The sequence below is a fragment of the Paenibacillus algorifonticola genome, from assembly GCF_050481745.1.
Classification (GTDB): domain Bacteria; phylum Bacillota; class Bacilli; order Paenibacillales; family Paenibacillaceae; genus Pristimantibacillus; species Pristimantibacillus algorifonticola_A.
Genome location: NZ_JBCNGR010000040.1, coordinates 1 through 20,969, shown reverse-complemented (window position 1 = coordinate 20,969; position 20,969 = coordinate 1). Strand labels below are relative to the sequence as shown.

Here is a 20,969-nt window from a genome sequence, read left to right as displayed (position 1 = left end):
AAATGTCTTATCTGTACAATCTACAAAACCAATGCAAACATGAATAATCCTTCAGTCTATTTCAGTATACCAAATTTATAATTTTACAGTAAAAAAAGGAGCCGTTGCCCGCTTCAAATCGGCTTCGGTTCCCCTGCTCCACATAATGAAGTTGGTATCCGTTTTTTGAAAGGTTTATTACTAGCCATAAGGAATCATACTCCCCTAAACCGCTCATTATAAAAAAGCGCGGCCGTTTGAGTACAAGTGTTTCCAATATTGATGCCAATTCCATTCCATCATGAAATCACTTTCAAAAACCCTATTATAGAAATCAATATGCTCATTCCAAAAATCAATAGATCTACAATAGTACTCTCCAAGGATGAATGACGGATAATTATGAATTGAACTTGCCATCGCACTTATTTTCTCCATCTCATTCAAACGAATTAATTCCATTAAATTGCTTATTATGTACTGAATAGGTGCAATGCTTAAATAGACGCGTTCGATATTTTTTGCTCTTGCAAAAGGTCTAAATTTCTCAAGTATAGAAATTATAGATTCTTTATAGGGATGAGTATCTTTGGATACTCTTAGATTGTTTATAAGATTTTCAACTGAACGATAGTTCATTTTCATGTCCTTCTCTAACCAATCTTGATAGGTATGAAGTATTTGATTCCATACAGGATTTAATGGTTCAGACCTAATGAAGATAAAAAGATAGTGCAGCGAATTCATTACGTTTTTTGCATACATCTTTTCAAATATATGAATCAACTTCCTTCGAGTTATTATATAGTTGCAGCCATCTTTAAATTAGCGTCTATCATCTAAACCTGACTTGCATAAGATGCTATCCTGCTCGTTGCATTGCTAACGGTGAAGAGCCTATTTTTTTCTAATTCGTGAAATGCCATATATAACAGCAAAAATTACGAAACCTACAAATACGAATAGATTAGTTATTGGCTCATTAATTTTAGGAATTGAATCCTGAAAAATCTTAAAAAAATGAATACTCCTATGGTTAAAACAATTACGATAATAGATATTGGCTTCATTATTTTTCCTCCCTAATTACCAACATCCGATGTAGGTAGCATTCAATAGGAGTGCCTGCTTATAGCTACGATTCCGCGTGAAGTAGTGGCGGAGCCACTCTTACATTACTTGAACTCTTTATTCCGATGAATGTGGACTGACACAAAGTAGGATATGACAAACAGAATTGTTGCCATACACGAAGAAATCATACCAACCAGCGGGTGACGAAGCTGCATGCCTCCTGTAACAGGGGCCAGTAACGCGGCAAGTACCAGCATCATCCCTATCGCAGCAAAGCCCGAGAAAAATACGACAAGTTCATTTTTTTCCGTGCCAATCTTCAACATGATCGGATACATCAAAGACACTAATGTGATCGACAACGTCAACCCGAATCCATAACTATAAATCACAATTTTCGGATCGAGTTCAAAACCTGCAACGTACACAAAACCAAGCGTAAGCAAACTCATCATCACACCAAGGAGGATTAGTAAGGTAAACGACACATACTTCGCCCCAATAATCGTACGACGCCTTATTGGCAGCGTCAGTTCAAACTTGTTCCATTTAGAAGTTTCATCCACTCGCAGCGAGGTACCGGTATTGACAACAAACAGGAATATTTGTATGGACAAAATCATGGGAATCGCGGCCGACTCCTTAAGAACCAAAGGAACCAATGATAAAAATCCAGCCATTATTAAGGAAAGTCGGATATTGCTCGCCATGGAATAAAAATTGTTGCGGAGTAGTCCTCTCATTTATTGATCCCCCTTGACTAATAACAACATAATTTCATCAATGGTGATATCATCAATGATGATTTCACGATGCTTTTTGGCAAACTTAGCTTTGTCAGAGATCAACATTTCGATTTGCAGTCCTCTCTTCCTGTATGCGAGATACTCCAGCTTGTCAACAATCTGAAACTGCTCCGATTTGCAACGAGCAATCCCGTAATTGTATAAAAGCGTATCTTTTTTTTCTGTTAAAATGATTCTTCCATTGTGAATAAATGTGATATAATCTGCAATTTTTTCCAAGTCGCTGGTGATGTGGGAAGACATGAGAATGGAATGCTCTTCATCTTCCACAAACTCTAAAAATAAATCCAGCATCTCTTCTCTGACAACAGGGTCAAGTCCCGAAGTCGCCTCGTCCAACAGCAACAGTTTTGCTCCATGCGACATAGCCACTGCCGTGGCCAACTTCATCGTCATGCCACGCGACAAGTCTTTTACTTTGATGTGAGCAGGCACCTGAAGTCTGCGAATTAGATTTTGAAAGAGATCATCGTCCCATTTTTGATAAATATCTTTGAACACTGCAGCTAACTTATCGGCAGTGAGATCCCCCGGGAAATTAATGGCATCAAACACAACCCCGATATGATTGCGGATGTCCGGTTGTTCATCTGTCATCTCCTCCCCAAAAATTTCGATCTTCCCGCTGTCTCTCCTGATTGTATTCAGAATTGAACTAAACGTCGTTGTCTTGCCTGCTCCATTCTCACCCACAAATCCCATGATACTTCCTTGAGGAACAGAAAAAGAAACATTATCCAAATGAAAATGAGATCCGGCATAGGCCGTCGACAGATTTTTAACCTCCAAACAATCATTCATCGACTAGTCCCCCTTGTAGAACATGCTTAAAAGCTCCGTAAGCTTTTCTAATTTTATCCCGCTTGTTCGTGCGGTCTCCGCAGCCAGCATTAAATATTCTTCAATTTTTTTCTGCTGTTCTTCCTGTATAAAATCCCTGTTCTGTGCAGATATAAAACTGCCTCGTCCAACTGTCGTTTCAATAAACCCATCTCGTTGCAAATCTTCATATGCCTTTTGCACTGTAATTACACTTACATGAATCGTCTTGGCGAGCGAGCGCATAGACGGAATCGGATCGCCTGTTTTTAATTCTCCTTGCATCACCATCGCTTTGATTTGTGTTGTGATTTGTTCATAGATAGGCTTACTCGAGTTGCTGCTGATAATAATTTCCAAACAAGCTCACTTCCCAATAATGTACTTATCATTGCAGTACATTATATATCACTACTGCACAGTTTTCAATAGGACCTCCTAGTGAACTTCTTGTGCACCATATCCCTCATTTTTATTACATTGAAATTCAAGTGAAATCATAGCGTAATTGGATCGACTGGTCGGGTTTCGAGGAGGGTAAGCGATGAACAAAATGCGTTCATTTCGCGGAGAGACAAAACAATTGATTACGGAGAAGGCTGGAATAAGTATTGTTCTTTCAGGTCATTGAGGGGATGCTAAACAATGGCAGGAGAAGTGGGAAGAATTCGCAAGAAGTCAAGTGATTCTCCCAAATTATGCTGTGGATGTTATGCTTTCATAAAATTATATATACATTTAAATCGTTCTACCCCAGGGTACTTCTCACCTAAACTCGTAATAATAAACCCATTCTTCTTGTAAAAGTTTACTGCCTCTCTATCGGTTTCAGCAATGATAGGAGCTGATGTCGTGAGTTTCTGTATTTCTTCTATCAATTTGCTGCCAAGCCCTTTGTTTCTATGATTTGGATGTATGGCTATATGTTTTAGCTCTGTTACGAATGTATCATGCATCAAACCGATAATTCCTGTCAGTTCATTTTCAAAATAAATGCCATATAATTCTCGATTTTTTAGCGTTTTATAGTTTTCGCATTCATGAATAATTCGCTCCGGTTTCGGACTCATACAGTAAGAAAGGAATTGATATAGCTCTTGAATAATGTTCTTATAACTAATTAGTCTATCTTGTTCAATTCCATTCCTTTAAGCCTTTTCTCCACTCTTATAAACATTAATACGAAAAATAAAACCATTAATCCTATTAATATCATCGTTATGGATATCCCTTTAAACAAGAGACTTATTACACATCCAATTATCAAAAATATGACCCCATACTGCTTCATTATTTCCGCACTATATTTGTTTGCTTCTTTCCATAAATCAATATTTTTTAATGATCTTGATGTTCTATAACCATACGTTACATTGATTTCTTTTGGAGGATATTTCTTTAGTAGGAATCCGCTTAAATAAAAGACTAGAGCAATCACGAAGCTTAATATAAGATTACCGATTTGGCTTTTATCCATTTTTCCCTCCCTGAAAAACTGAATTTGGGGATTTGTAGTATGCTTGAATATGCTGCCATTTGAAGTATGTTCCTTCATTGATCTAGCCTACCTAATTCTCTTATTACTATCGTCTCGAAGATTATTTGCTAGAATTACAGTACGGATAGCAAAATACCCCACAATAAAAACTAATTGAGAAGTTCCAATATATTGGAACTTTAGCTTCCCATAAGACAAACTCCCATCCAAAGAACTTATTCCAGTCTCCAGAAAAAAACAGATTATGGTCTTCTTTCATTTTAATGACTCCACAAATGGTCGATATTGAAACCCAAAGCAAAAATATTATTATTCCTTTTATGCCTCTATACCTATTCACGATTTTTGACAAATAATAAAGCATTTGAATTATGCCGATTTTATTTCATGTTTTTGTATGGTTGGATAGCGTTAAATCTGAATTTAATACTCGCCATTATATTCAATAAAACTTGTTCGTCTAAATCGTGCAACATGGCTTGGAATATAACTATTCCTTGTATGTGGGGATAGATTTTCTATAAAAGTGATAGCAGCTTCTACAATTTCATTAGTTTGAAAAACACTTTCATCTAAATATCCGCTCAGCAAGGCTGCTTCACCCTTAACTTTTAAACAAAGATACCCAAATCCAGGGTCTACTATAACTAAGTTGATAATCTCTTCTTCCTCTTGCTCTCTTGAACTATCATAAAATCTTAATAAAATGTCATCCTCTTTATAAAAAACATCCACATCACATGAAAAGTTCTCAAATATAAATTTCATTCTTTACTTTCCTTTCATATAATGTCCTGGTACTCGCGAAGAAAAATTATTGTCGCAGATGTTTCTGGTTCATTCTAATCCCTTGTTTCTCTATATAATGCTGCATATATCAATTCGAATCTTGTTGTTGGTCGTAATATGCTTTCTCTGTTTCCTTGAAGACTCTCGCCTGTTTTACTATCATACCAAGTAGAACAAGTATTACATTCTTTAATTAGAATGTTCTCTGTTAAGTTAGTATAGTAATACAGGTCTCCTTGACATCTATCACAGGATTCTTCAAATGGCTTATTAAAAACTAATAATGATTGCATGAGTCCAATATAAATCATCATATAGCTCTTAACTATTCGTTCATTTTTCAACCTTTCATAAGCCCGTGACGTTTCAGTTAACATATCTTTCGTAATCATTATTTCCAATGCTTTTATGCAATTGAGCCTATCATTAAAGTGGTTTGTCCACATAGGATTTATGTTTTTAATATATTTGTGAATATAAATCCATGATCTCCTAATCGCAGCGATAATCACATCATTGTCGATTATATTTTTTTCAGAAAATATGGGCTCTAACTCTTCTGTGGCATGCTTTATATGTCCATATATATTCACAGCTTTCCATCCCTCCTGATTTATATACTGATTCTTAAAGGGATATTAGTAGCCCAGAGCCAGATAAGATGCCCCCTTAACCTATAAGCTTCTTAAATAGTCCGTAGTCCCTGTTAATTCTGACCATCTAGCTGAGAGAAATTTCGCATAGTTTACAGGACTGATTCCATAGCTCCCTAGCGAATGACCATCGTTTATTTCTACCAGCTTCATATTGCCTTCTTGATCAATGCCAAAATCCATACCATATGCAGCTGGCGCATCAATAAAATCCCTAACCGCACTTTTTATAATATTTAAATCCAATTTTGAATCCCAAGCACCTTTATAATATCTAATATCAAGTATTTGTCCGTAGCGTATAAAACAACGCCATTCCGTTATAAAATCAATAACTTCTGAACACCAAATATTCGTATCCTCATTTTCTGCAATTAAACCTATAAAATCTTTATATTCCTTCACAACCGTTCCAGCAAACTTTTTCGTTATGTCTTTAGGCTTTATAAAAACGTTCCAGTTCTGTTTATTTTTAAAAAGCTCTTGAGTAGTAGTCGTCCATATTTTTCTGCCAAAATAATGAGATAAGGAAGCCGGATAATCGATTTCCCCTTGATTCCTTTCTACACCTAAAATCTCAAGACGCTTTCTCACATTACCAATTCCGCCAACTACTAAATCTTCGGCATTATTTTCTTTGATTTCTGTAATATCATAAAACTTAATGGTCTCCCATCCTAATGATGTAAAACCTTCGTTTGCAATAAAAGCATTCACATTATAGAACTCTCCATTTTTATCTGTCTGTATATATGCTTTCATACTGTACACCTCTCTTTTTCTCTATCACTTTTTTTCAAATCAGCTCTCAAACAAGGGTTTGCTGGCAATTATTAATTCATCTTGTTCATCCAGACGCTTCAAAATCTTGTCAACGTCACTTATATCTAATGTCTTGTTAATTATTAAATGTTGTATATTAAAGCCTGGCGGATCAAGGTTATCGCTGCTAAAATGTTTTACTAACTTTTGTGGAGTTGTCACAAGACACCATCGTTTGCTTCCATCAGTAAAAGTAAGCGTAATTTCCACTAAATCAAAATCATTAATATCATCATCAAATTTCCAGCTTTCTAATAACGGTATTGAAGCAATTCCCTCTATGAAATAATATTTCGAGATCCATACTGCGCTTCCATGGTTTCCTTTTACTCTATACTTTTCCTCATCTTCATTTATGATTTTTTAGGTCTTCCCTTTGCTTATCGCATGGCCGTAATTACCTATGCTCCCGCAAGTAACATATCTATCTTCCATGTCTCACTTCTAATTTTCTAATTTAGACTTTTAAAATTCTCAATTGCATCTTCTGCATTAGCCTTAGAAAAATAAATTACGATTATTTTTGTTTCGTCATATTCACCAACTTCGTAACCGTTCCTGTATTTTGAGCCTTATATCACCTTAAGTTCGATGGGCGGCCTTGGATACGATTAACTACTCACAACCGTTCTTGAGATCGTACTATTTGCTCTATTAATTCATCCTGTCCTATTAATAATTTAGTATATTGATCTGAGAAATCAATTGGTAAGTAGCGTTCTTCTTTACTACCGAGCTTAATTATGTTTTCAATCCAGTATGATTATAGACTTTTTAACGACGCAGCTATCTTACAGGAATCATCCCTTTCAGGTTGTATCGTATCCTCTATCTCAAAATAATAGGTATCAGCATTGACTAATTGATCTGAAATCTCTTAACGATTACTGGATCTATAAATTCGATATCATTTATGTTTCTAGCTTGCAGCTCTTCGATGATTCTCAAAAAAATCCGTCCAATTAAAATACTGTCACCTAGTGCATCATGCCTTCGTAGATCCTTATCCTGGATGTTATAATATTTGATCAAATAATCTGTCCAAATGATTTCCGTTACTTCTGGATATAAATATGAAAATAACGCTTTAGTATCTATACAAGTATTCGTTATCATTGGAAGTTCGTTTCTCTTGCATTCATTTAATAACAGAGGCAAATCAAACTCATACCCTGCATGTGTAATTAAGATGCTATCTTTAGTGAATTCGAGAAAGTCATGATACTGGTCCTTGAATAAAGGCGCGTTTTCTAGCTGTGTATTATAAATTCCAGTAAATTGTTCAACTGATTTAGGAATTGGTTTTGGAGATTTAATAAAGGTATTAAAAGTCTTGGATTCCTGTATGCAATTGTTCTCTATGATTACAGCACCAATCTGTGTAATATGCTCTGTCTCATGATTTATTCCAGTTGATTCAAAATCAAATACACAATATCTTTGCTTCACTATATCTTTAATAGACACTCCTGATACCGTATATTCTGTGTCCGATATCATTTTAATCTCCATGAAGTTCACCTCATTTATGTTCTTGTATTCACGAACTTGATAGTTTTAAGTGGCTATAGGTAACAAGCTTGTAGTAGTTGTCCGGCTAAATCCTCTTCCCTATCTTCATTTCTGCTGGATCAAGGAGCGATAGTGACGTAGCATGACTACAGTGTTATACGCAGTTTCCTCGTCTTCGAATTATCTAATCGTTCTTATAGCATTATTAAATTTATTACCTCCAATACTCATGAATCTTAATCAATTGCGATTACGTTCTTGTTATTTACGAAAATTAATTAATACTCCATTCTCTAATCCTGTTATATGAATACTTTAAAGAAAGCTCATATCGAACTTGGCCATAATAAACTCTTACTTCCAGTTTTTCTAAAATTATTGTTCCTATTTCATCAATTGATTTATTTGTATTCTTTATTGCAAGGATCACCGGACATTCATAACATTTTTGTGTATATACCACTCCATAATCCTACTAAGAGTTTCATCAACTTTCTTCTGAAATCTCTCAACATATTCATCTTTTATTTCATTGGGATCAGACCCATACCATTCATAGCAATTAATTAATAGAGGACGGATTTCATTCAATTTATTTCCACAAAGTAAATTTTGCAATTCACTTGTTAAATTATCATGTTCATCTTCAGGGGCCCCACCCTTAATAAGTCCCAAGGGATCGTAGCTGTTTATTATTTCTCGTAACTCTAAAAAATCAATTAGGTGTTCTCTTGGTTTACTCTTCTTTGGATTGTTATTCATTTTTTAATCACCTGGGCAATAAGTCATATATGAAATTTCGTCCTCATCACTTGGAATAATATTACTATAAAATCACACAAAAGGGGAGGCTACAGGAACCTTCATTCCCATAACCTCCCCACAAGAAGCCTTGCTATTATTCGTCGGCCGAAGCGTTCAAGCCCTCTATCAGGATGAACAAAGCGAGCGCCTGTCCATAGCCCATCGGGCTAAGCGGAATGTCCTTATAAAACTGGGCATTCTGGCCGACAGGAGTTCCGTAGGACACCTGCTGTACAATCCCTTTTTCATCAATTTGCTGCAATACAGCTTCAAGTGCCTTCAAGCCTGTCTGACGATAGGATTCATCCAAGTAGCCATACCGGATACCCTTAAGAATGCCATAGCCAAACGCTGCTGTAGCCGAGGCCTCTTTATAAGAGTCCGGATCATCCAGTACAGTGTGCCACATGCCATCCGCTTCCTGAAGCTTGCTCAGTGCTCTGATTTGAGCGGTCGCCGTATCCAGCAAATAGGCTTTCAGCCCTTCTTCTAGCGGCGCGATATTAAGGAAATCAATGACTCCCGCCGTGTACCACGCATTGCCTCTGCCCCAATGGACAGCGCCATAATTATGATTTTCGTTAAAATCCCAACCATGATAGAATAATCCGGTTTGCTTATTATACAAATATTTGATATGCACAAGGAACTGTCGCTTGGCTTCTTCCACATACTCAGGCTTGTTAAAGTACACCCCAGCCTTCGCCAAAAATAGAACCGTCATAAAAAGAGTATCAATTAGAATTTGCCCGTCATTGGCATCTCCGGTTATCATATGCTGAAAGGCGCCATCTCCCGTACGCAGCAGCCCTTCCATAATCCAGCCGCTCCATTCCTCACAGACACGCTCATATTCCTTGTTCCTAGTAATCTCACATAACGAAATCAGCGTAAGGAGCGGAGCGCAGGTATTCACATTTTTCTCCGGCAATCCTTCCAACAGTCTGGCATTGTACCAGGACTCCAGAAATTCCAGCACCTTGGCATCCTTCGTTGCCTCATAAAGCTGAAGCAAGCCATATAGACCGACACCTTGCGGCCATTCCCATAAGTGAATATCAATTAGTCCAATTGGAAACTGCTCATCCATTGTTGTGTTTTCCATAGACTCCATCGCATGGGATACCTTGCTTATTTTCTCCAGCAGCATCATTCTGTTCAGCATGTTCGTTTTCGCTCCTTTGCTTTGTTGCCTCAGGCTCAGTGCCCCATGTCCAGCAGCTGCAATTGCCCCCTCACGCCATAACCGCCGTGTATGATTTCCTCTCCTTCTATAAGGAAAGGCTTATTCATTCCCCATTGCATTTGACCATATTTCGGGTCTGCTAAAGTAAGGGATAAGGCTTGACTATCGAATTGCGGGCTTGCAGCTAACATTTGGTTTTTAAAATGGCTGAAGCTTCCGAACTGCTGCTCGCTGCCTGCCCTTATAATCCATGCATTGCGCAAGCCGTGCGAGATGAGCTCACGCTCTTTTGTCACCCCAGCTGTCTCCATAGCTGCTCCATTGGCCGCATAGATGGCCGCATATCCTTTATCCAGACGGGCAAAATACCAGTTTCCCTCCTGTGTCCATTCCGTAAAGGAATAAGAAGGAAAATAAGCATGTGTCCAATCTGAGCTTTGATTAGTCGGAATATCAAAAATCATTAACGCTATGCTCTCATGCTGAACGACGTCGGGCAATATGCCATTGCCTGCCCAAAAACAAGGCCTGCCATCTCCATGCTTATAGATTTCTGCCGGATGATTCACCCAAATTTGTGCCTCCGGAGACAGCGATAAATGGTTGACATGCTCCTGATAGCCTTGCTTGCCTGGGCGAAATCGAATAATGGATGATAGAGAATAATCCTCCGTCCGATAATGATAGAGCTGAGCATAACCTCCCTTGCCCTGTTGATTGGTAAATGCCAATTGCTGTTTTTCTCTGAGCAGCAAATGGTCTTGGTACGATGCCGGAGGCGCGTAATCCGATAAACACAACGCAACATTGCTTATGGAATAATTGTTTACATTGCCGACTCCGTATCCGATCCAGCACATGGATGTCGTTCCCGCTGCATAATGGCCCAACAATTCCTTCTCATAGCTGCGTCCGAAGGTCGTAGTCATGACTCCTTGATGCATTTGAACGGTAATATAATAGAATAATAGGTCCATTGCCTTTTTGGCTTGCTCCCTGAGCTGCTCACTATGGGCAAATTCATAAATATGCAGCAGCCCTACCGCATCAATCGGGATATAGGCGCTGGAATTCCATTCGGCCAGTCCTTCGTCAAAAAAGCGCTCGAACCATAACGCAAGCCTCTGCTCTGCTTTTTGCAGGTGCACTTCGCCAGATTCCCCGCTGTTGCCGAACGTTTCTTCCCCGAACAGCTGGCCAGCCAGCAGCTCATTGGTATGAAACAACAGGGCATGGTTTTCACTGAAAAACCACATAACATCATCGCCAGGCTCATCAATCCAATAGCGATAGCCCAAAATACTAGCTTTCACTCGATCCCAGAACGATTCCGTAAACAAACCGCTATTTCGCTCATCTCTCCAGAGGCGGAATAACCCGACCAGGTAGAAGTCACTGCAATCCTTCCGTTGTTCTATCCCTTCCACCCCATCAAGCAATAGCTTCTCCGCTGCCTGGGGATTGCCTCCTGTTTTCAGCATGGCGATGGCCTTGTGTATATTCGGACTCCCCTTCTCGGCAATACATAGAAGGGCGAGGGATTTGCGAGCTTCTATATCTACAGCTTTCTGGGCAGCCTCATCATAGGTCGTATCATAGGATTGACAACCGAACTTCTTCGTCAGTACAACACCTGAGACAGATATGGTTAATGTGAAATAAACGTAATGATGGCCAATTTCATTCGTATGTGCCAAGGTCAGCTCAGCTTCACCCTCAGCTATGCGTATCGTTTTATTTTCCGTCCCATCAAAAAAATTGCCATACTGAATATTAGCCTCAGTAACGATGTCAGGAAGGGGGAGCGGAAGCCGCAGCTTAATCTCCTCTCCTTTAAAAAAATCCGAAGGAAAATAAGCCTGTTCAAGGGCTTGCTCTGCCGATTGCACGAGCTGCACCAGTTCGGGAGCGATAGGCAAGGAAATATCCAGTTCCTCGCCGCCTAAATATTCCACTGCGAAAGCATACATCGTATCCCGTTCGGCAAGATCCTCCCAGCAGGCATAAATTTCATTGATACCTGCTGCAAGCTGGGCTTCAATGACGATTTCCTGCTCCTTGTTCCGAGCCAGTGGGGCAAAGTCTGTCACCAGTTGTCCATTAATCCACAGCGCCAAGCTGCCATAGGTTCTCACCCGCAATGAGGCAGTATGGCTGGTAGGCGATACAAGCCGCGTCGCCGCATAGCTGCGAAGATGGGTCGGTACGAACCAAAATCCTGATTTCTCCACTCGCGGATTATTCCAAGGTGAATACAGCTCCCAAGGCATTCCATCCTTCATTCCCTGCGGTCTGTCCCCTGGCTTTGGAAACTCACTCCATTGCTCGAAGAAGCGAGCCGGGGGCTGCATTCTCCGATTGTCTACAAATTCCTTGCGGCAGGGATTTTCATGAATGGCAAAACCCTCAATAAGCCAATCATTAATATCCCCCTCCATCGTTGTTGGAACAAATTTAACAGGCTGCATATAGATTCCGCTAATCATCCAATGATTAATCATTTGAACTTGGCCTAATTTCATTGGCTTATAATGCAAGGCGTCCATTCCGCCACTTATGGTGTCAGACATTCGAGTCATCCTTTCATACCTGAAGTAATCATGCCGCTAACAAAATAGCGCTGGAAAATGATAAAAACGATAAGCACTGGAATCATTGTGATTACGGACATGGCAAGCAAGCTTCCCCAATCTACGCTGTATTCTCCAATAAAATTAGACAGTGCAAGCTGAATCGTATATTTAGCCGGATCACTAATTGCAATTAATGGCCATAGGAAATCATCCCATCTCCACATGAAGGAGAAGATCGCCAGTACAGCAAGAATAGGCTTGGCGATGGGAAGAATAATGCTCCAGTAAATTTTCCACTCGCCCGCTCCATCTATCCTTGCAGCCTCCAGCAGCTCATCCGGTACCGTCAGCAAATACTGTCGCATCAGGAACACCCCAGTTGGAGTAGCAGCCGGCGGGATAATAATCGCAAGCATGCTGTTATACATGCCAAGTGCGCTCAGCACCTTGAATATTGGAATCATAATGACCTCGATCGGAATCATCAGGGTGGAGATAAAACCGATCAAAATGATAGAGCTCCCGCGAAAGCGATACTTAGCCAGTGCAAAGCCTGCCATGGAATTGATCAGCAGCAGCAGCACCGTGGAAGTCAGCGTCACGATCGTACTATTTTTGAAATACAAGCCAAAATCGCCTTTGCTGAACGCATCCTTGAAATGCTCGAAGGTTACAGGCTGCGGCCATAGCTTGGGAGGATAGCTGTACAGATCGCTATTCGTTTTCAGAGCAGATATGACGACCCATAATACCGGCAGCAGCCAAAATAATGCTGCTACACTTAACAGACTGTAGATGGCGACTTTGGTTAGTGGCCTAAGCTCCATTAGACAGCACCCCCTTTGGACATACGGAATTGCAGGGCAGAAAACCCGCCGATAATGACAAATAACATCACGGACATCGCACTAGCAAGGCCAAGCTCCTGCTTCGTAAAGCCAATCTCATAAATGTATTGGACAATATAGGTCGTTTCCTTGCCTGGTCCGCCTCCCGTAAGCGCAAACATAAGCGGAAACGCTTTGAACGCATCAATAAGAGAGAGCATGAATACGAGCAAACTGGTAGGCTTCAAGAGCGGGAGTGTAATATGGCGGAACACCCTTATTCCCGTTGCTCCATCCAAACGGGCAGCCTCGTAGTAATCCGTAGGTATCGCCTGCAAGCCCGCTATGAAAATGACCATGAAAAAGCCGGCCCGTGACCATACCGTCGCGATAATAACAGCCGCATTTGCCCAGAATGGCGAGGTTAGGAAGCCGACCGGCTCCACTCCTACCCAAGTAAGCATATGGTTCAGAATGCCAAATGAATCTCCAAAAATCCATTTCCAGGTCAAGCCTACAATAATAAAAGAAATCATCGTCGGCCAATAAAATATGGCCCTGAAAAAGCCGCGCATTTTAATCTCACGTGCAAGCAGCATAGCAATGCCTAATGCCACTGCGTAAATGAGCGGAACAACAATCGCCGCATAAATCCCTGTTCGTCCAATCGTCGACCAAAATTCCTTATCCCCAATAATCTTGATATAGTTGCCGAGTCCATTGAACTTCATTGGATTCAAGCCATCATAAACATGGAAAGAATAAAACAAGCCCAATAAAGAGGGAATGACGATAAAAACACCAAATATCAGGAGGTTGGGAAGAATGAACAGATAAGGAGCAATGGCGAGCTTCCTCGTCTGTCCTGCCTGTTTTTTCTTATTTACTCTTTGACCTCCACTCATCTGCTTACCCCTTTCAAATGAATTTAATAAAAGGGCGGCCTGACAGGATTTAAGTCCGCCGCCCCTCTATTATTAATCATTGTTGCCTTAGGCTGGCCTATTGGCTCGCAATAGCCTCGTCAATCAGCTTGGCTGTCTTGTCCATTGCTTCCTTGGAGGTCATCTTATCCGATAGAACGTCAATAATATTATTTTTCAAATCGGTCGTAATTTTAGAAATGATGGTTTGTCGGGACCAGTCATTAGCCGCAAGCGGCGAACTATTTTTCAGTTCATCCGAGAAGACCTGATACATTTCCTTGCCAAATTCATAATCCAACGCGGAGCTGTCCTTGCGCGGACTCATGAACAGTGACTCTTGATTATATTTAGAATTCACTTCTTTGGACGTTAAATATTTAATAAATTCCGCGGCCTCCTTCTCATTGCCGCTGTCCTTGAAAGCCATGAGGAATTTTCCGCCTGGCACCGAGGAACGTTGTGTTCCTTTCGGCATATAAGTAACTCCCCATTCAAAATCAGTGATGTCCTTGTAATTGCTAATCATCCAGTTGCCAGCCCAGTGAGCGGCTACCGTCCCGGAGCGGAACAGATTGTTAGGGTTCTCCCCGCCAAGCCATACGGATTCAGGCATAATTCCATCTTTATGAAGCTGCTTAAACATATCCATGGTGCGGATGCCAGCTTCACTGTTTATCGCTGCTGCTTTGCCGTCTTCCGATAAGATGCTTCCGCCGTTCTGATACAGAAGGGTAGACCATCTATGCGGCGTGACATCCCAAACCATGCCATATCTTGCTCCGCCTTTGGCCATAACCTCTTTCAGCGCAGCCGTATATTCATCCCACGTCCACACATCGTCTGCTGAAGTCGGCACTTTGACGCCCGCTTTATCAAATAAAGTTTTGTTATAAATCAGCCCATTCGCTGTTACGTCCATAGGGGCAGCGACCAGCTTGTCATTAATAACATAATAAGGCTTAAGCGAATCGATAAATTGACCCTCGAATTGATCAGCACTGTCCACATAAGGGGTAAGATCAACTGCCTGATTAGCGAATGATCCCGTATCCGTGATCCGGCTTAGAGCAGGCGGCTTGCCGCCAGATATCATCGTTTTCAATTTCGTTTGGAGATCCTTGAAGCCGACTTCAATCAGATTGATTTTGACATTGGCATTGGACTGCTCGTATTCTTTAATGATCTCCTTGATCACTTCTCCTTCATTCCCATCAGAGAACCACAAGAAATCTAGAGTAGCCTGCTTGGTCCCTCCGGCGCTGCTGGTATTGCCGGTACTAGTATCCGTATTGCCGCAAGCGGTTAGCATAATGAGCGACATAATCAAAACCAGGCTAAAGCTGAGCTTGAAGTTCGTTCTTCTTTTCATACAAACATCCCCTTTGAAATGATTAATGAATTTCGCTTTAGTTAAGCACTTTATTTTTACGAAATAGCTGTGGCGATGCACCTACATATTGTTTAAAGGCTCTGCTGAAATATTCAGGTGTGTTGAAGCCCAGTGTTTCTGATATGGACAAAATCGGCTCATTCGTGGACAGCAGCAGCTTTTTGGCTTCGGCCACCCGTTTTCGTATGACGTAATTACTCACGGTGTAGCCCGTCGTCTCTTTGAAAGAATGGCAAATGTAATACTTATTCAAATGGAGCATCTTGGACAGCTCATCCAAAGTGACGTTCTCCGTGTAATTTTGGTTCAAATAGTTAAGCACCCGGCTCACACTTGTTTGCTTCTGGGAAGGAGATGAAAGATCATTCACAGACTGCTCCATTTTCATTTTCCGGTAGATGCGCAGCAGCAGTTGAGTCAGGCTCATCTTGATCATCATTTTATATCCTGTATTTCTGGCTTCCATCTCCTCCTTGATTCCTTTGAATATGCTTTTGATTTGTTCACGCTCCCCTAAGGACCAGTGCACCAACAATCCATTAGGATAACGAAAGATAGACATCAAATTTTCGAGTTGGCTAACACTTAGCATGTCCAAAAGCAATAATTCTGTAAAATTGACGAAGCTTCGCTTGTATACAATTTCTCTTGAAGGATTAATCCGGTGCGGCACCGCCCCTCTGAATACAAACATATCACCGGGCGAAGGCTTATAAATTCGATCACCGATTAAGAAGCTCGCATCCCCCTGTATAAAATAATGAATTTCATAACCGTCATGAGTATGAATAGGCCATTCATCCTGAAAATTATCCGCTTCTGACCGCACATAAACTTCATTTTCCTCCAAAGCAACATTCGTCGGGGTATGGATGGATAGCACTGGAAACGACCTCCCTTCTATGAATAGAATAAGCAATATAGATCAATAATTAAAAATGATAGCGCTTTAATTGAATTGTAACACAGTAAATTAAATAGAATCAGGACTATATTGCTGTCTTGTTGATCAAAATTGTTGAAAATGATAAGAACTGATTTCATTAGCCCATAAATTTATACTTTAAAACCAAATACTGGTTCATTCATGAAGGAAGTTGTGCTGTATCGCACGCTTGAACGCGCTGTGGCAGCCTTAATACTTACATGAAGACTTATTGCGGAAATAAAAAGAAGACCGCATGTACAGCCCAAAGGCTGATCATGCGGTCTATTAGCCCAGCACCTGGTTATTCCTATCAAGAAAGTGGCGTGGATTCATTTTGACTTAAAAACTTCATTAAGTCGTTATTCAACTGTACAATTTCGTTGTTTGCATTAATCGCATAATCCGGCAACATCATATCCTTTACCATATTCGTCCGTAACCATATCATAAAGAAAAAATCCAAAATCCAATCCGGACATTTAAGCAAAATTTTAATTTTAGACGGATCAAACGTAACACCAGCTTTTTGTACAGCCCTTAAATTCGCTTTCAGCGTGTATGTTATTTGATGTGCCGTTTTTCTGGTTCTAGCTGTTTTGGGGTCAATGATCTTATTATCACTTTTCAAAAAACTAAGCATTGCAATATCCGTCACGGCATGAGTTATTAAATACGCACTTATATCCTTATTTATTTCGTAAGGAAGTTTTGCTATTCTGAATAATCCTGCGAGAGTTTCTATACGTTCTGTCACTGCGCCATTAATTTCTCCGAACCTCGTAGCCGCTAATAACTTTGGTGGAATTCGAGCGTACAATATTCCATCTTTAATCTGTCCCCCAACGCCGGGGAAGCCTGGTAAAAGTCTATCCCCTACAATATCCAGCCATGAAGAAAATCCAATTGGATTACTAATCATTGTAACAATATTTTTGCTTTGATTGTCTTTTAGTGCTAACAACGCTGATTCGGATCGATCGTAACGAACGGTAACGAAAATAAAATCATAAACATCATCATGTTCAAGCTCATCAATGACATTTACTTTTATAGATTTGACCACACCTTTTTCATTATATTTCAGGCCATTTTCTTTCAATGTATTAAATCGATTAGAACGTGCTAACATAGTAACGTCAAGCCCTGCTTCAATGAATTTAATTGCGTATATGCTCCCTATAACACCTGCACCAAAAATTAAAATTCTATTTTGTTTTACTGACATAAAAATCACCCCTATTTTATAACCATTTTTTCTTGAATATCAGACAACATGTTGTATGATATAATCATAAATCTTTATTATGCCTTCATCAAACATCAGTTTTTTATAATTTGTCGGATGATATTCTTGTTCCCAATAGGAGACTAAAAAAAATGAAAAAGCAGCCCCAAATAACGGAAAAAACAAGACAAGTGTTTATAGATGTTTTTTGTGAGTTATATAGTCAAAAGCCTATTGAAAAAATCTCGATTCAAGAGATTGCGAATAAGTCGGGATATAACCGCAGCACATTTTATCAATACTTTACTGATATTTACGAATTGTTAGACTTTGTTGAAAATGATTTATTGAACTACATAAAAGAAGAATTGGCGAATAATGAGCTATCTACGCATACTGCTGTTCAAAATCCGCTTCATTGTTTGGAGAACAGGGAGTATCTCTCGATTCTCAATGCCCTCTTGGGCGATTATGGCAGTATTCGTTTTTTAGAACGCTTGAAAAGAGAAATCACCCTTGATAGCTTGAAATTAAACCTTCCGGAAAACAACTCCATAACGCCATACTTGATTGAGTTTCACCTATCAACATCACTTTCTTTATTTCGTCTTTGGCTCAAGCGACAAAAGGATTTATCGCCAGAAGAATTTTTCGAGTTAGTGGAAAACCTACATACAAAGGGGTTAGCACCATATTCTAAAAAATGAATCTACTTAGCCCATTCAATAAAGCTCCGCATCCTGGGCTTGAATGCTACGTTAGTCGCAATTCCTACATGCAGAGTTAGCTGCAGAAATAAAAAGAAGACCGCATGCACAGCCCGGAGGCTGATCATGCAGTCTATAAGGAAATAGTCAAATGATACACTAATTGTTCCATCTTAGTTTAAAAATGAACTTAGTTATTCTTTATCCAATACCTTTTAATTATATTTCCATCATCCTCAATGAAATCTGTGTCCGGTTTTCCGCCATTTTTAATGATCGTTTTTTCAGATCCTACATTACCAGCAGCATTAAACAAAAATTCGGATAATCGATGCCTAATATTAACTGCACCTATCACCCTATTTCGATCATTTATCAGCCAAAACGTTGAATCCGGAACCCAGCCTTCGGGTATTCCCAAGCCCAATTCATGATTAGACAAAAAAGCTAGCATCTTTTGAAAATCACTTGGATCTTCACTAATGACCCAGGGAACCATATCCTCTTTAGATTCTTTCCACTCCTGATAGAAAGCTAAATACTCATCCTTCAATTCAATTTGAGGCTTTACAAGTTTTAAATTATTCATGTCTTTTAGGTCCTTTGATTAATTTTGGAAGTAGGGGTGTTTCTACATCGTTCACAATGATTGTATGGTTGAATCATCTTACATGGTTTCAGCTTCGGCCAGACCGAGGGCGAATTCCCATAACATGAATTGATTTTTCAAATGATTCTTGCTACTCCCAGAATAATTATTTATTATTGCGCATTCCTTCAGTTCTTTCCATGTACTCGTTATAAGATTCTCGAATTTTTCTCTTACATATTTCTTCCCATATATTTTTTAAGCTTTCATAGTTATTTTCATCATCAAATGATTCCGGATTCATATCACCACCAAAACCAATCCATGCATTCTTTTCGAATTCTGACTCGCCTTCATTATCAGAGTAGGCAATTTCACTTGGAGCCTTTGTATAAGATAAAGATTCACAAGAGTTTTCTAAGCAATGGTAACCAGGATGATACGATCCATATCTGCAATACAGAGGAGCCTTTCCGTTCTTTGCTTTATCAAATCCACAATACAATTCTAAAATGACATGATTAATGGCCATATTAAATTCCTTTCTTGAGTTCTTCAACAATTTCATCATTTTTCGATACTTGCAGATACGGTTGTCACAATCACAAACCTTCACAGATTTAGATAGCTCTCATTTTGGTACATGCAGGGTTATCTGCTGAATCTACTTATAGTTTTTAAAATGTTTTAATTCCTCTAATGCTTCTTCTCGAATAGTTTCTATATCTCCATAGATTCCTTGTGTCGCCAAGTAATATCCGTCATCCAATCGATCCAATATATTAGATAACTTATCATCAATTAATAAAGCATTTCCTTGATCAAGGATATTATTTATATATCTAAAAAAATTCTCATTTGTCATACGCCCCTCTTCAAGTTCAATTACCAAATCACCTATTATTTTATATAGCGATTCAATAAGTGTATTCTCACAACAGGCTTTTTTTAGGATTGAAATGGTTTCTTTAAGCGACTTATTATTGGACAATGAGACGTCAATTAATTCATATGGAAAATTTTCCTGATCCTCAATCACAGTATCTACCCATTTTATGATGTCTTGTTTACTGAAGTATCCGATAACTAATCCAATGTAATGGTATCCACATAATTGTTTTATGGTTTTCATGGCTTTCTCCATGTTCTTTAGTAGTTCTTCTTATGGTGATAATAATGCCTTCTTTGAATTTACTAAAAGGCCTTACTCTCTTGAATAAACCAACGCTCCGCCTGAGCCCATAATGACTAATTTTTTGCCTGATGGTGAAAATCCACATTTAATGTTCCCATCTAATCGGTTTATATCAAGCATAATAGCGTCATTTAGGTATGTATAAGCTGCTTTAAAAACATTATCTATGATTACAGATGCTCTTGGCCACCAAGGGTAAATAACATTAACGATCCAGCCATCGTTTGTTGTATGAATCCCCTGATTCAAAACCAAAAATACTTATATACTCATTATTTAATGGCAATTGAAAAGTTAAATCGTTATTACTCATTCTTTCGTAAGTTAAATTAGAATCCCTATCTCTATGTATTAATAGCCCTGTTCTAGCTTGAGTAAGACTATAGCCTGAGCCGCTAATTAGAACAAGATCTTCATCAATATTCCATCCACAAGCGATACATCCGGCTGCTGGAATGATAACTTCCGTTGCCCAAGGATGCGGTGGTTTAGCTGATTTCATTGATTGTGCTTTATATAACAAATCCACTTCAAACTTAGTTCTTATTTCTTGTCGGGGTCTGTTAAAAAATTTCATACTGAGCTCCTTAATAGGTTATATATCTTGGTATCGCTTTGTTATACAGTGTGGTTTCAGCCACTCCCTCTGGAGTGCTACGATAAAAAT

24 protein-coding genes are annotated in these 20,969 nt (G+C 39.3%); 1 reads left to right on the top strand and 23 read right to left on the bottom strand.

What is annotated here, in order from left to right; genetic code table 11:
- Nucleotides 1-216: 216 nt before the first annotated feature.
- The 19 genes from ABEW34_RS27750 to ABEW34_RS27660 all read right to left on the bottom strand — a co-directional run bounded on the left by ABEW34_RS27750 (nucleotide 217) and on the right by ABEW34_RS27660 (nucleotide 17,811).
- Nucleotides 217-618, bottom strand: coding sequence for a hypothetical protein (locus ABEW34_RS27750; protein WP_430163753.1), 402 nt, complete (start codon nucleotides 616-618; stop codon nucleotides 217-219).
- A gap of 536 nt (nucleotides 619-1,154) precedes the next feature.
- Nucleotides 1,155-1,796: an ABC-2 transporter permease gene (locus ABEW34_RS27745; RefSeq protein ID WP_430163750.1), complete on the bottom strand. Its 642-nt coding sequence runs from the start codon at nucleotides 1,794-1,796 to the stop codon at nucleotides 1,155-1,157.
- Nucleotides 1,797-2,660, bottom strand: coding sequence for an ABC transporter ATP-binding protein (locus tag ABEW34_RS27740; RefSeq protein WP_430163748.1), 864 nt, complete (start codon nucleotides 2,658-2,660; stop codon nucleotides 1,797-1,799).
- A 3-nt stretch (nucleotides 2,661-2,663) separates the two neighbouring features.
- Entirely contained in the window at nucleotides 2,664-3,038 is a 375-nt protein-coding gene (locus ABEW34_RS27735) for a GntR family transcriptional regulator (RefSeq protein WP_056041156.1), read from the bottom strand.
- A gap of 350 nt (nucleotides 3,039-3,388) precedes the next feature.
- Nucleotides 3,389-3,748: a GNAT family N-acetyltransferase gene (locus tag ABEW34_RS27730; RefSeq protein ID WP_430163744.1), complete on the bottom strand. Its 360-nt coding sequence runs from the start codon at nucleotides 3,746-3,748 to the stop codon at nucleotides 3,389-3,391.
- Between the two features lie 50 nt (nucleotides 3,749-3,798).
- The gene (locus ABEW34_RS27725) at nucleotides 3,799-4,233 is read right to left on the bottom strand and encodes an SdpI family protein (protein WP_430163741.1); all 435 of its coding nucleotides are present in this window, start codon (nucleotides 4,231-4,233) and stop codon (nucleotides 3,799-3,801) included.
- A 366-nt stretch (nucleotides 4,234-4,599) separates the two neighbouring features.
- Nucleotides 4,600-4,944 carry a hypothetical protein gene (locus ABEW34_RS27720; RefSeq protein ID WP_430163739.1) on the bottom strand — a complete coding sequence of 115 codons (345 nt, stop codon included), beginning with the start codon at nucleotides 4,942-4,944 and terminating at the stop codon, nucleotides 4,600-4,602.
- A gap of 74 nt (nucleotides 4,945-5,018) precedes the next feature.
- Nucleotides 5,019-5,558 (bottom strand): hypothetical protein, encoded by a 540-nt coding sequence (locus ABEW34_RS27715; protein WP_430163737.1) that lies wholly within the window; start codon nucleotides 5,556-5,558, stop codon nucleotides 5,019-5,021.
- A gap of 81 nt (nucleotides 5,559-5,639) precedes the next feature.
- Nucleotides 5,640-6,380 (bottom strand): ATP-grasp domain-containing protein, encoded by a 741-nt coding sequence (locus tag ABEW34_RS27710; protein WP_430163735.1) that lies wholly within the window; start codon nucleotides 6,378-6,380, stop codon nucleotides 5,640-5,642.
- 39 nt (nucleotides 6,381-6,419) lie between these two features.
- Nucleotides 6,420-6,650 (bottom strand): hypothetical protein, encoded by a 231-nt coding sequence (locus ABEW34_RS27705; RefSeq protein WP_430163732.1) that lies wholly within the window; start codon nucleotides 6,648-6,650, stop codon nucleotides 6,420-6,422.
- A 648-nt stretch (nucleotides 6,651-7,298) separates the two neighbouring features.
- On the bottom strand, nucleotides 7,299-7,952 hold the full coding sequence (locus tag ABEW34_RS27700) for a 3'-5' exonuclease (RefSeq protein ID WP_430163729.1): 654 nt from the start codon (nucleotides 7,950-7,952) through the stop codon (nucleotides 7,299-7,301).
- Between the two features lie 426 nt (nucleotides 7,953-8,378).
- Nucleotides 8,379-8,714, bottom strand: coding sequence for a hypothetical protein (locus ABEW34_RS27695; RefSeq protein WP_430163726.1), 336 nt, complete (start codon nucleotides 8,712-8,714; stop codon nucleotides 8,379-8,381).
- A 136-nt stretch (nucleotides 8,715-8,850) separates the two neighbouring features.
- A complete protein-coding gene (locus ABEW34_RS27690; RefSeq protein ID WP_430163723.1) occupies nucleotides 8,851-9,921 on the bottom strand; it encodes a glycoside hydrolase family 88/105 protein in 1,071 nt (356 codons plus the stop codon).
- Nucleotides 9,922-9,956: 35 nt separating this feature from the next.
- On the bottom strand, nucleotides 9,957-12,512 hold the full coding sequence (locus ABEW34_RS27685; RefSeq protein ID WP_430163721.1) for a hypothetical protein: 2,556 nt from the start codon (nucleotides 12,510-12,512) through the stop codon (nucleotides 9,957-9,959).
- 5 nt (nucleotides 12,513-12,517) lie between these two features.
- Nucleotides 12,518-13,342 carry a carbohydrate ABC transporter permease gene (locus ABEW34_RS27680; RefSeq protein ID WP_430163718.1) on the bottom strand — a complete coding sequence of 275 codons (825 nt, stop codon included), beginning with the start codon at nucleotides 13,340-13,342 and terminating at the stop codon, nucleotides 12,518-12,520.
- Nucleotides 13,342-14,247 (bottom strand): carbohydrate ABC transporter permease, encoded by a 906-nt coding sequence (locus ABEW34_RS27675; RefSeq protein WP_430163715.1) that lies wholly within the window; start codon nucleotides 14,245-14,247, stop codon nucleotides 13,342-13,344. The genes ABEW34_RS27680 and ABEW34_RS27675 overlap by 1 nt, the downstream gene beginning before the upstream one ends.
- Before the next feature lie 97 nt (nucleotides 14,248-14,344).
- On the bottom strand, nucleotides 14,345-15,637 hold the full coding sequence (locus ABEW34_RS27670) for an ABC transporter substrate-binding protein (RefSeq protein WP_430163711.1): 1,293 nt from the start codon (nucleotides 15,635-15,637) through the stop codon (nucleotides 14,345-14,347).
- A 37-nt stretch (nucleotides 15,638-15,674) separates the two neighbouring features.
- Complete coding sequence (locus tag ABEW34_RS27665) at nucleotides 15,675-16,541, bottom strand: helix-turn-helix domain-containing protein (RefSeq protein WP_430163708.1); 867 nt, start codon at nucleotides 16,539-16,541, stop codon at nucleotides 15,675-15,677.
- A 355-nt stretch (nucleotides 16,542-16,896) separates the two neighbouring features.
- On the bottom strand, nucleotides 16,897-17,811 hold the full coding sequence (locus tag ABEW34_RS27660; protein WP_430163705.1) for a ketopantoate reductase family protein: 915 nt from the start codon (nucleotides 17,809-17,811) through the stop codon (nucleotides 16,897-16,899).
- 152 nt (nucleotides 17,812-17,963) lie between these two features.
- On the opposite strand from ABEW34_RS27660, the gene ABEW34_RS27655 reads away from it, so the two are divergent.
- On the top strand, nucleotides 17,964-18,518 hold the full coding sequence (locus tag ABEW34_RS27655; protein WP_430163702.1) for a TetR/AcrR family transcriptional regulator: 555 nt from the start codon (nucleotides 17,964-17,966) through the stop codon (nucleotides 18,516-18,518).
- A gap of 190 nt (nucleotides 18,519-18,708) precedes the next feature.
- Here the strand turns inward: ABEW34_RS27655 and ABEW34_RS27650 are convergent, their stop codons facing one another.
- The 4 genes from ABEW34_RS27650 to ABEW34_RS27635 form a co-directional block, all read right to left on the bottom strand.
- Nucleotides 18,709-19,107, bottom strand: a complete 399-nt coding sequence (locus ABEW34_RS27650) for a GNAT family N-acetyltransferase (RefSeq protein ID WP_430163699.1) — start codon at nucleotides 19,105-19,107, stop codon at nucleotides 18,709-18,711.
- A 166-nt stretch (nucleotides 19,108-19,273) separates the two neighbouring features.
- Complete coding sequence (locus ABEW34_RS27645) at nucleotides 19,274-19,639, bottom strand: hypothetical protein (RefSeq protein WP_430163696.1); 366 nt, start codon at nucleotides 19,637-19,639, stop codon at nucleotides 19,274-19,276.
- Between the two features lie 132 nt (nucleotides 19,640-19,771).
- Complete coding sequence (locus tag ABEW34_RS27640) at nucleotides 19,772-20,239, bottom strand: hypothetical protein (protein ID WP_430163694.1); 468 nt, start codon at nucleotides 20,237-20,239, stop codon at nucleotides 19,772-19,774.
- 268 nt (nucleotides 20,240-20,507) lie between these two features.
- The gene (locus ABEW34_RS27635; RefSeq protein WP_430163691.1) at nucleotides 20,508-20,879 is read right to left on the bottom strand and encodes a hypothetical protein; all 372 of its coding nucleotides are present in this window, start codon (nucleotides 20,877-20,879) and stop codon (nucleotides 20,508-20,510) included.
- Nucleotides 20,880-20,969: the final 90 nt, after the last annotated feature.

Coding starts and splice junctions, on each gene's coding strand:
- ABEW34_RS27660 (WP_430163705.1), bottom strand. CDS start 17,811: ATGTCAGTAAAACAAAATAGAATTTTAATTTTTGGTGCAGGTGTTATA.
- ABEW34_RS27655 (WP_430163702.1), top strand. CDS start 17,964: ATGAAAAAGCAGCCCCAAATAACGGAAAAAACAAGACAAGTGTTTATA.
- ABEW34_RS27695 (WP_430163726.1), bottom strand. CDS start 8,714: ATGAATAACAATCCAAAGAAGAGTAAACCAAGAGAACACCTAATTGAT.
- ABEW34_RS27685 (WP_430163721.1), bottom strand. CDS start 12,512: ATGTCTGACACCATAAGTGGCGGAATGGACGCCTTGCATTATAAGCCA.
- ABEW34_RS27745 (WP_430163750.1), bottom strand. CDS start 1,796: ATGAGAGGACTACTCCGCAACAATTTTTATTCCATGGCGAGCAATATC.
- ABEW34_RS27650 (WP_430163699.1), bottom strand. CDS start 19,107: ATGAATAATTTAAAACTTGTAAAGCCTCAAATTGAATTGAAGGATGAG.
- ABEW34_RS27730 (WP_430163744.1), bottom strand. CDS start 3,748: ATGAGTCCGAAACCGGAGCGAATTATTCATGAATGCGAAAACTATAAA.
- ABEW34_RS27740 (WP_430163748.1), bottom strand. CDS start 2,660: ATGAATGATTGTTTGGAGGTTAAAAATCTGTCGACGGCCTATGCCGGA.
- ABEW34_RS27710 (WP_430163735.1), bottom strand. CDS start 6,380: ATGAAAGCATATATACAGACAGATAAAAATGGAGAGTTCTATAATGTG.
- ABEW34_RS27635 (WP_430163691.1), bottom strand. CDS start 20,879: ATGAAATTTTTTAACAGACCCCGACAAGAAATAAGAACTAAGTTTGAA.
- ABEW34_RS27690 (WP_430163723.1), bottom strand. CDS start 9,921: ATGCTGAACAGAATGATGCTGCTGGAGAAAATAAGCAAGGTATCCCAT.
- ABEW34_RS27680 (WP_430163718.1), bottom strand. CDS start 13,342: ATGGAGCTTAGGCCACTAACCAAAGTCGCCATCTACAGTCTGTTAAGT.
- ABEW34_RS27725 (WP_430163741.1), bottom strand. CDS start 4,233: ATGAAGGAACATACTTCAAATGGCAGCATATTCAAGCATACTACAAAT.
- ABEW34_RS27645 (WP_430163696.1), bottom strand. CDS start 19,639: ATGGCCATTAATCATGTCATTTTAGAATTGTATTGTGGATTTGATAAA.
- ABEW34_RS27670 (WP_430163711.1), bottom strand. CDS start 15,637: ATGAAAAGAAGAACGAACTTCAAGCTCAGCTTTAGCCTGGTTTTGATT.
- ABEW34_RS27720 (WP_430163739.1), bottom strand. CDS start 4,944: ATGAAATTTATATTTGAGAACTTTTCATGTGATGTGGATGTTTTTTAT.
- ABEW34_RS27750 (WP_430163753.1), bottom strand. CDS start 618: ATGAACTATCGTTCAGTTGAAAATCTTATAAACAATCTAAGAGTATCC.
- ABEW34_RS27640 (WP_430163694.1), bottom strand. CDS start 20,239: ATGAAAACCATAAAACAATTATGTGGATACCATTACATTGGATTAGTT.
- ABEW34_RS27700 (WP_430163729.1), bottom strand. CDS start 7,952: ATGGAGATTAAAATGATATCGGACACAGAATATACGGTATCAGGAGTG.
- ABEW34_RS27675 (WP_430163715.1), bottom strand. CDS start 14,247: ATGAGTGGAGGTCAAAGAGTAAATAAGAAAAAACAGGCAGGACAGACG.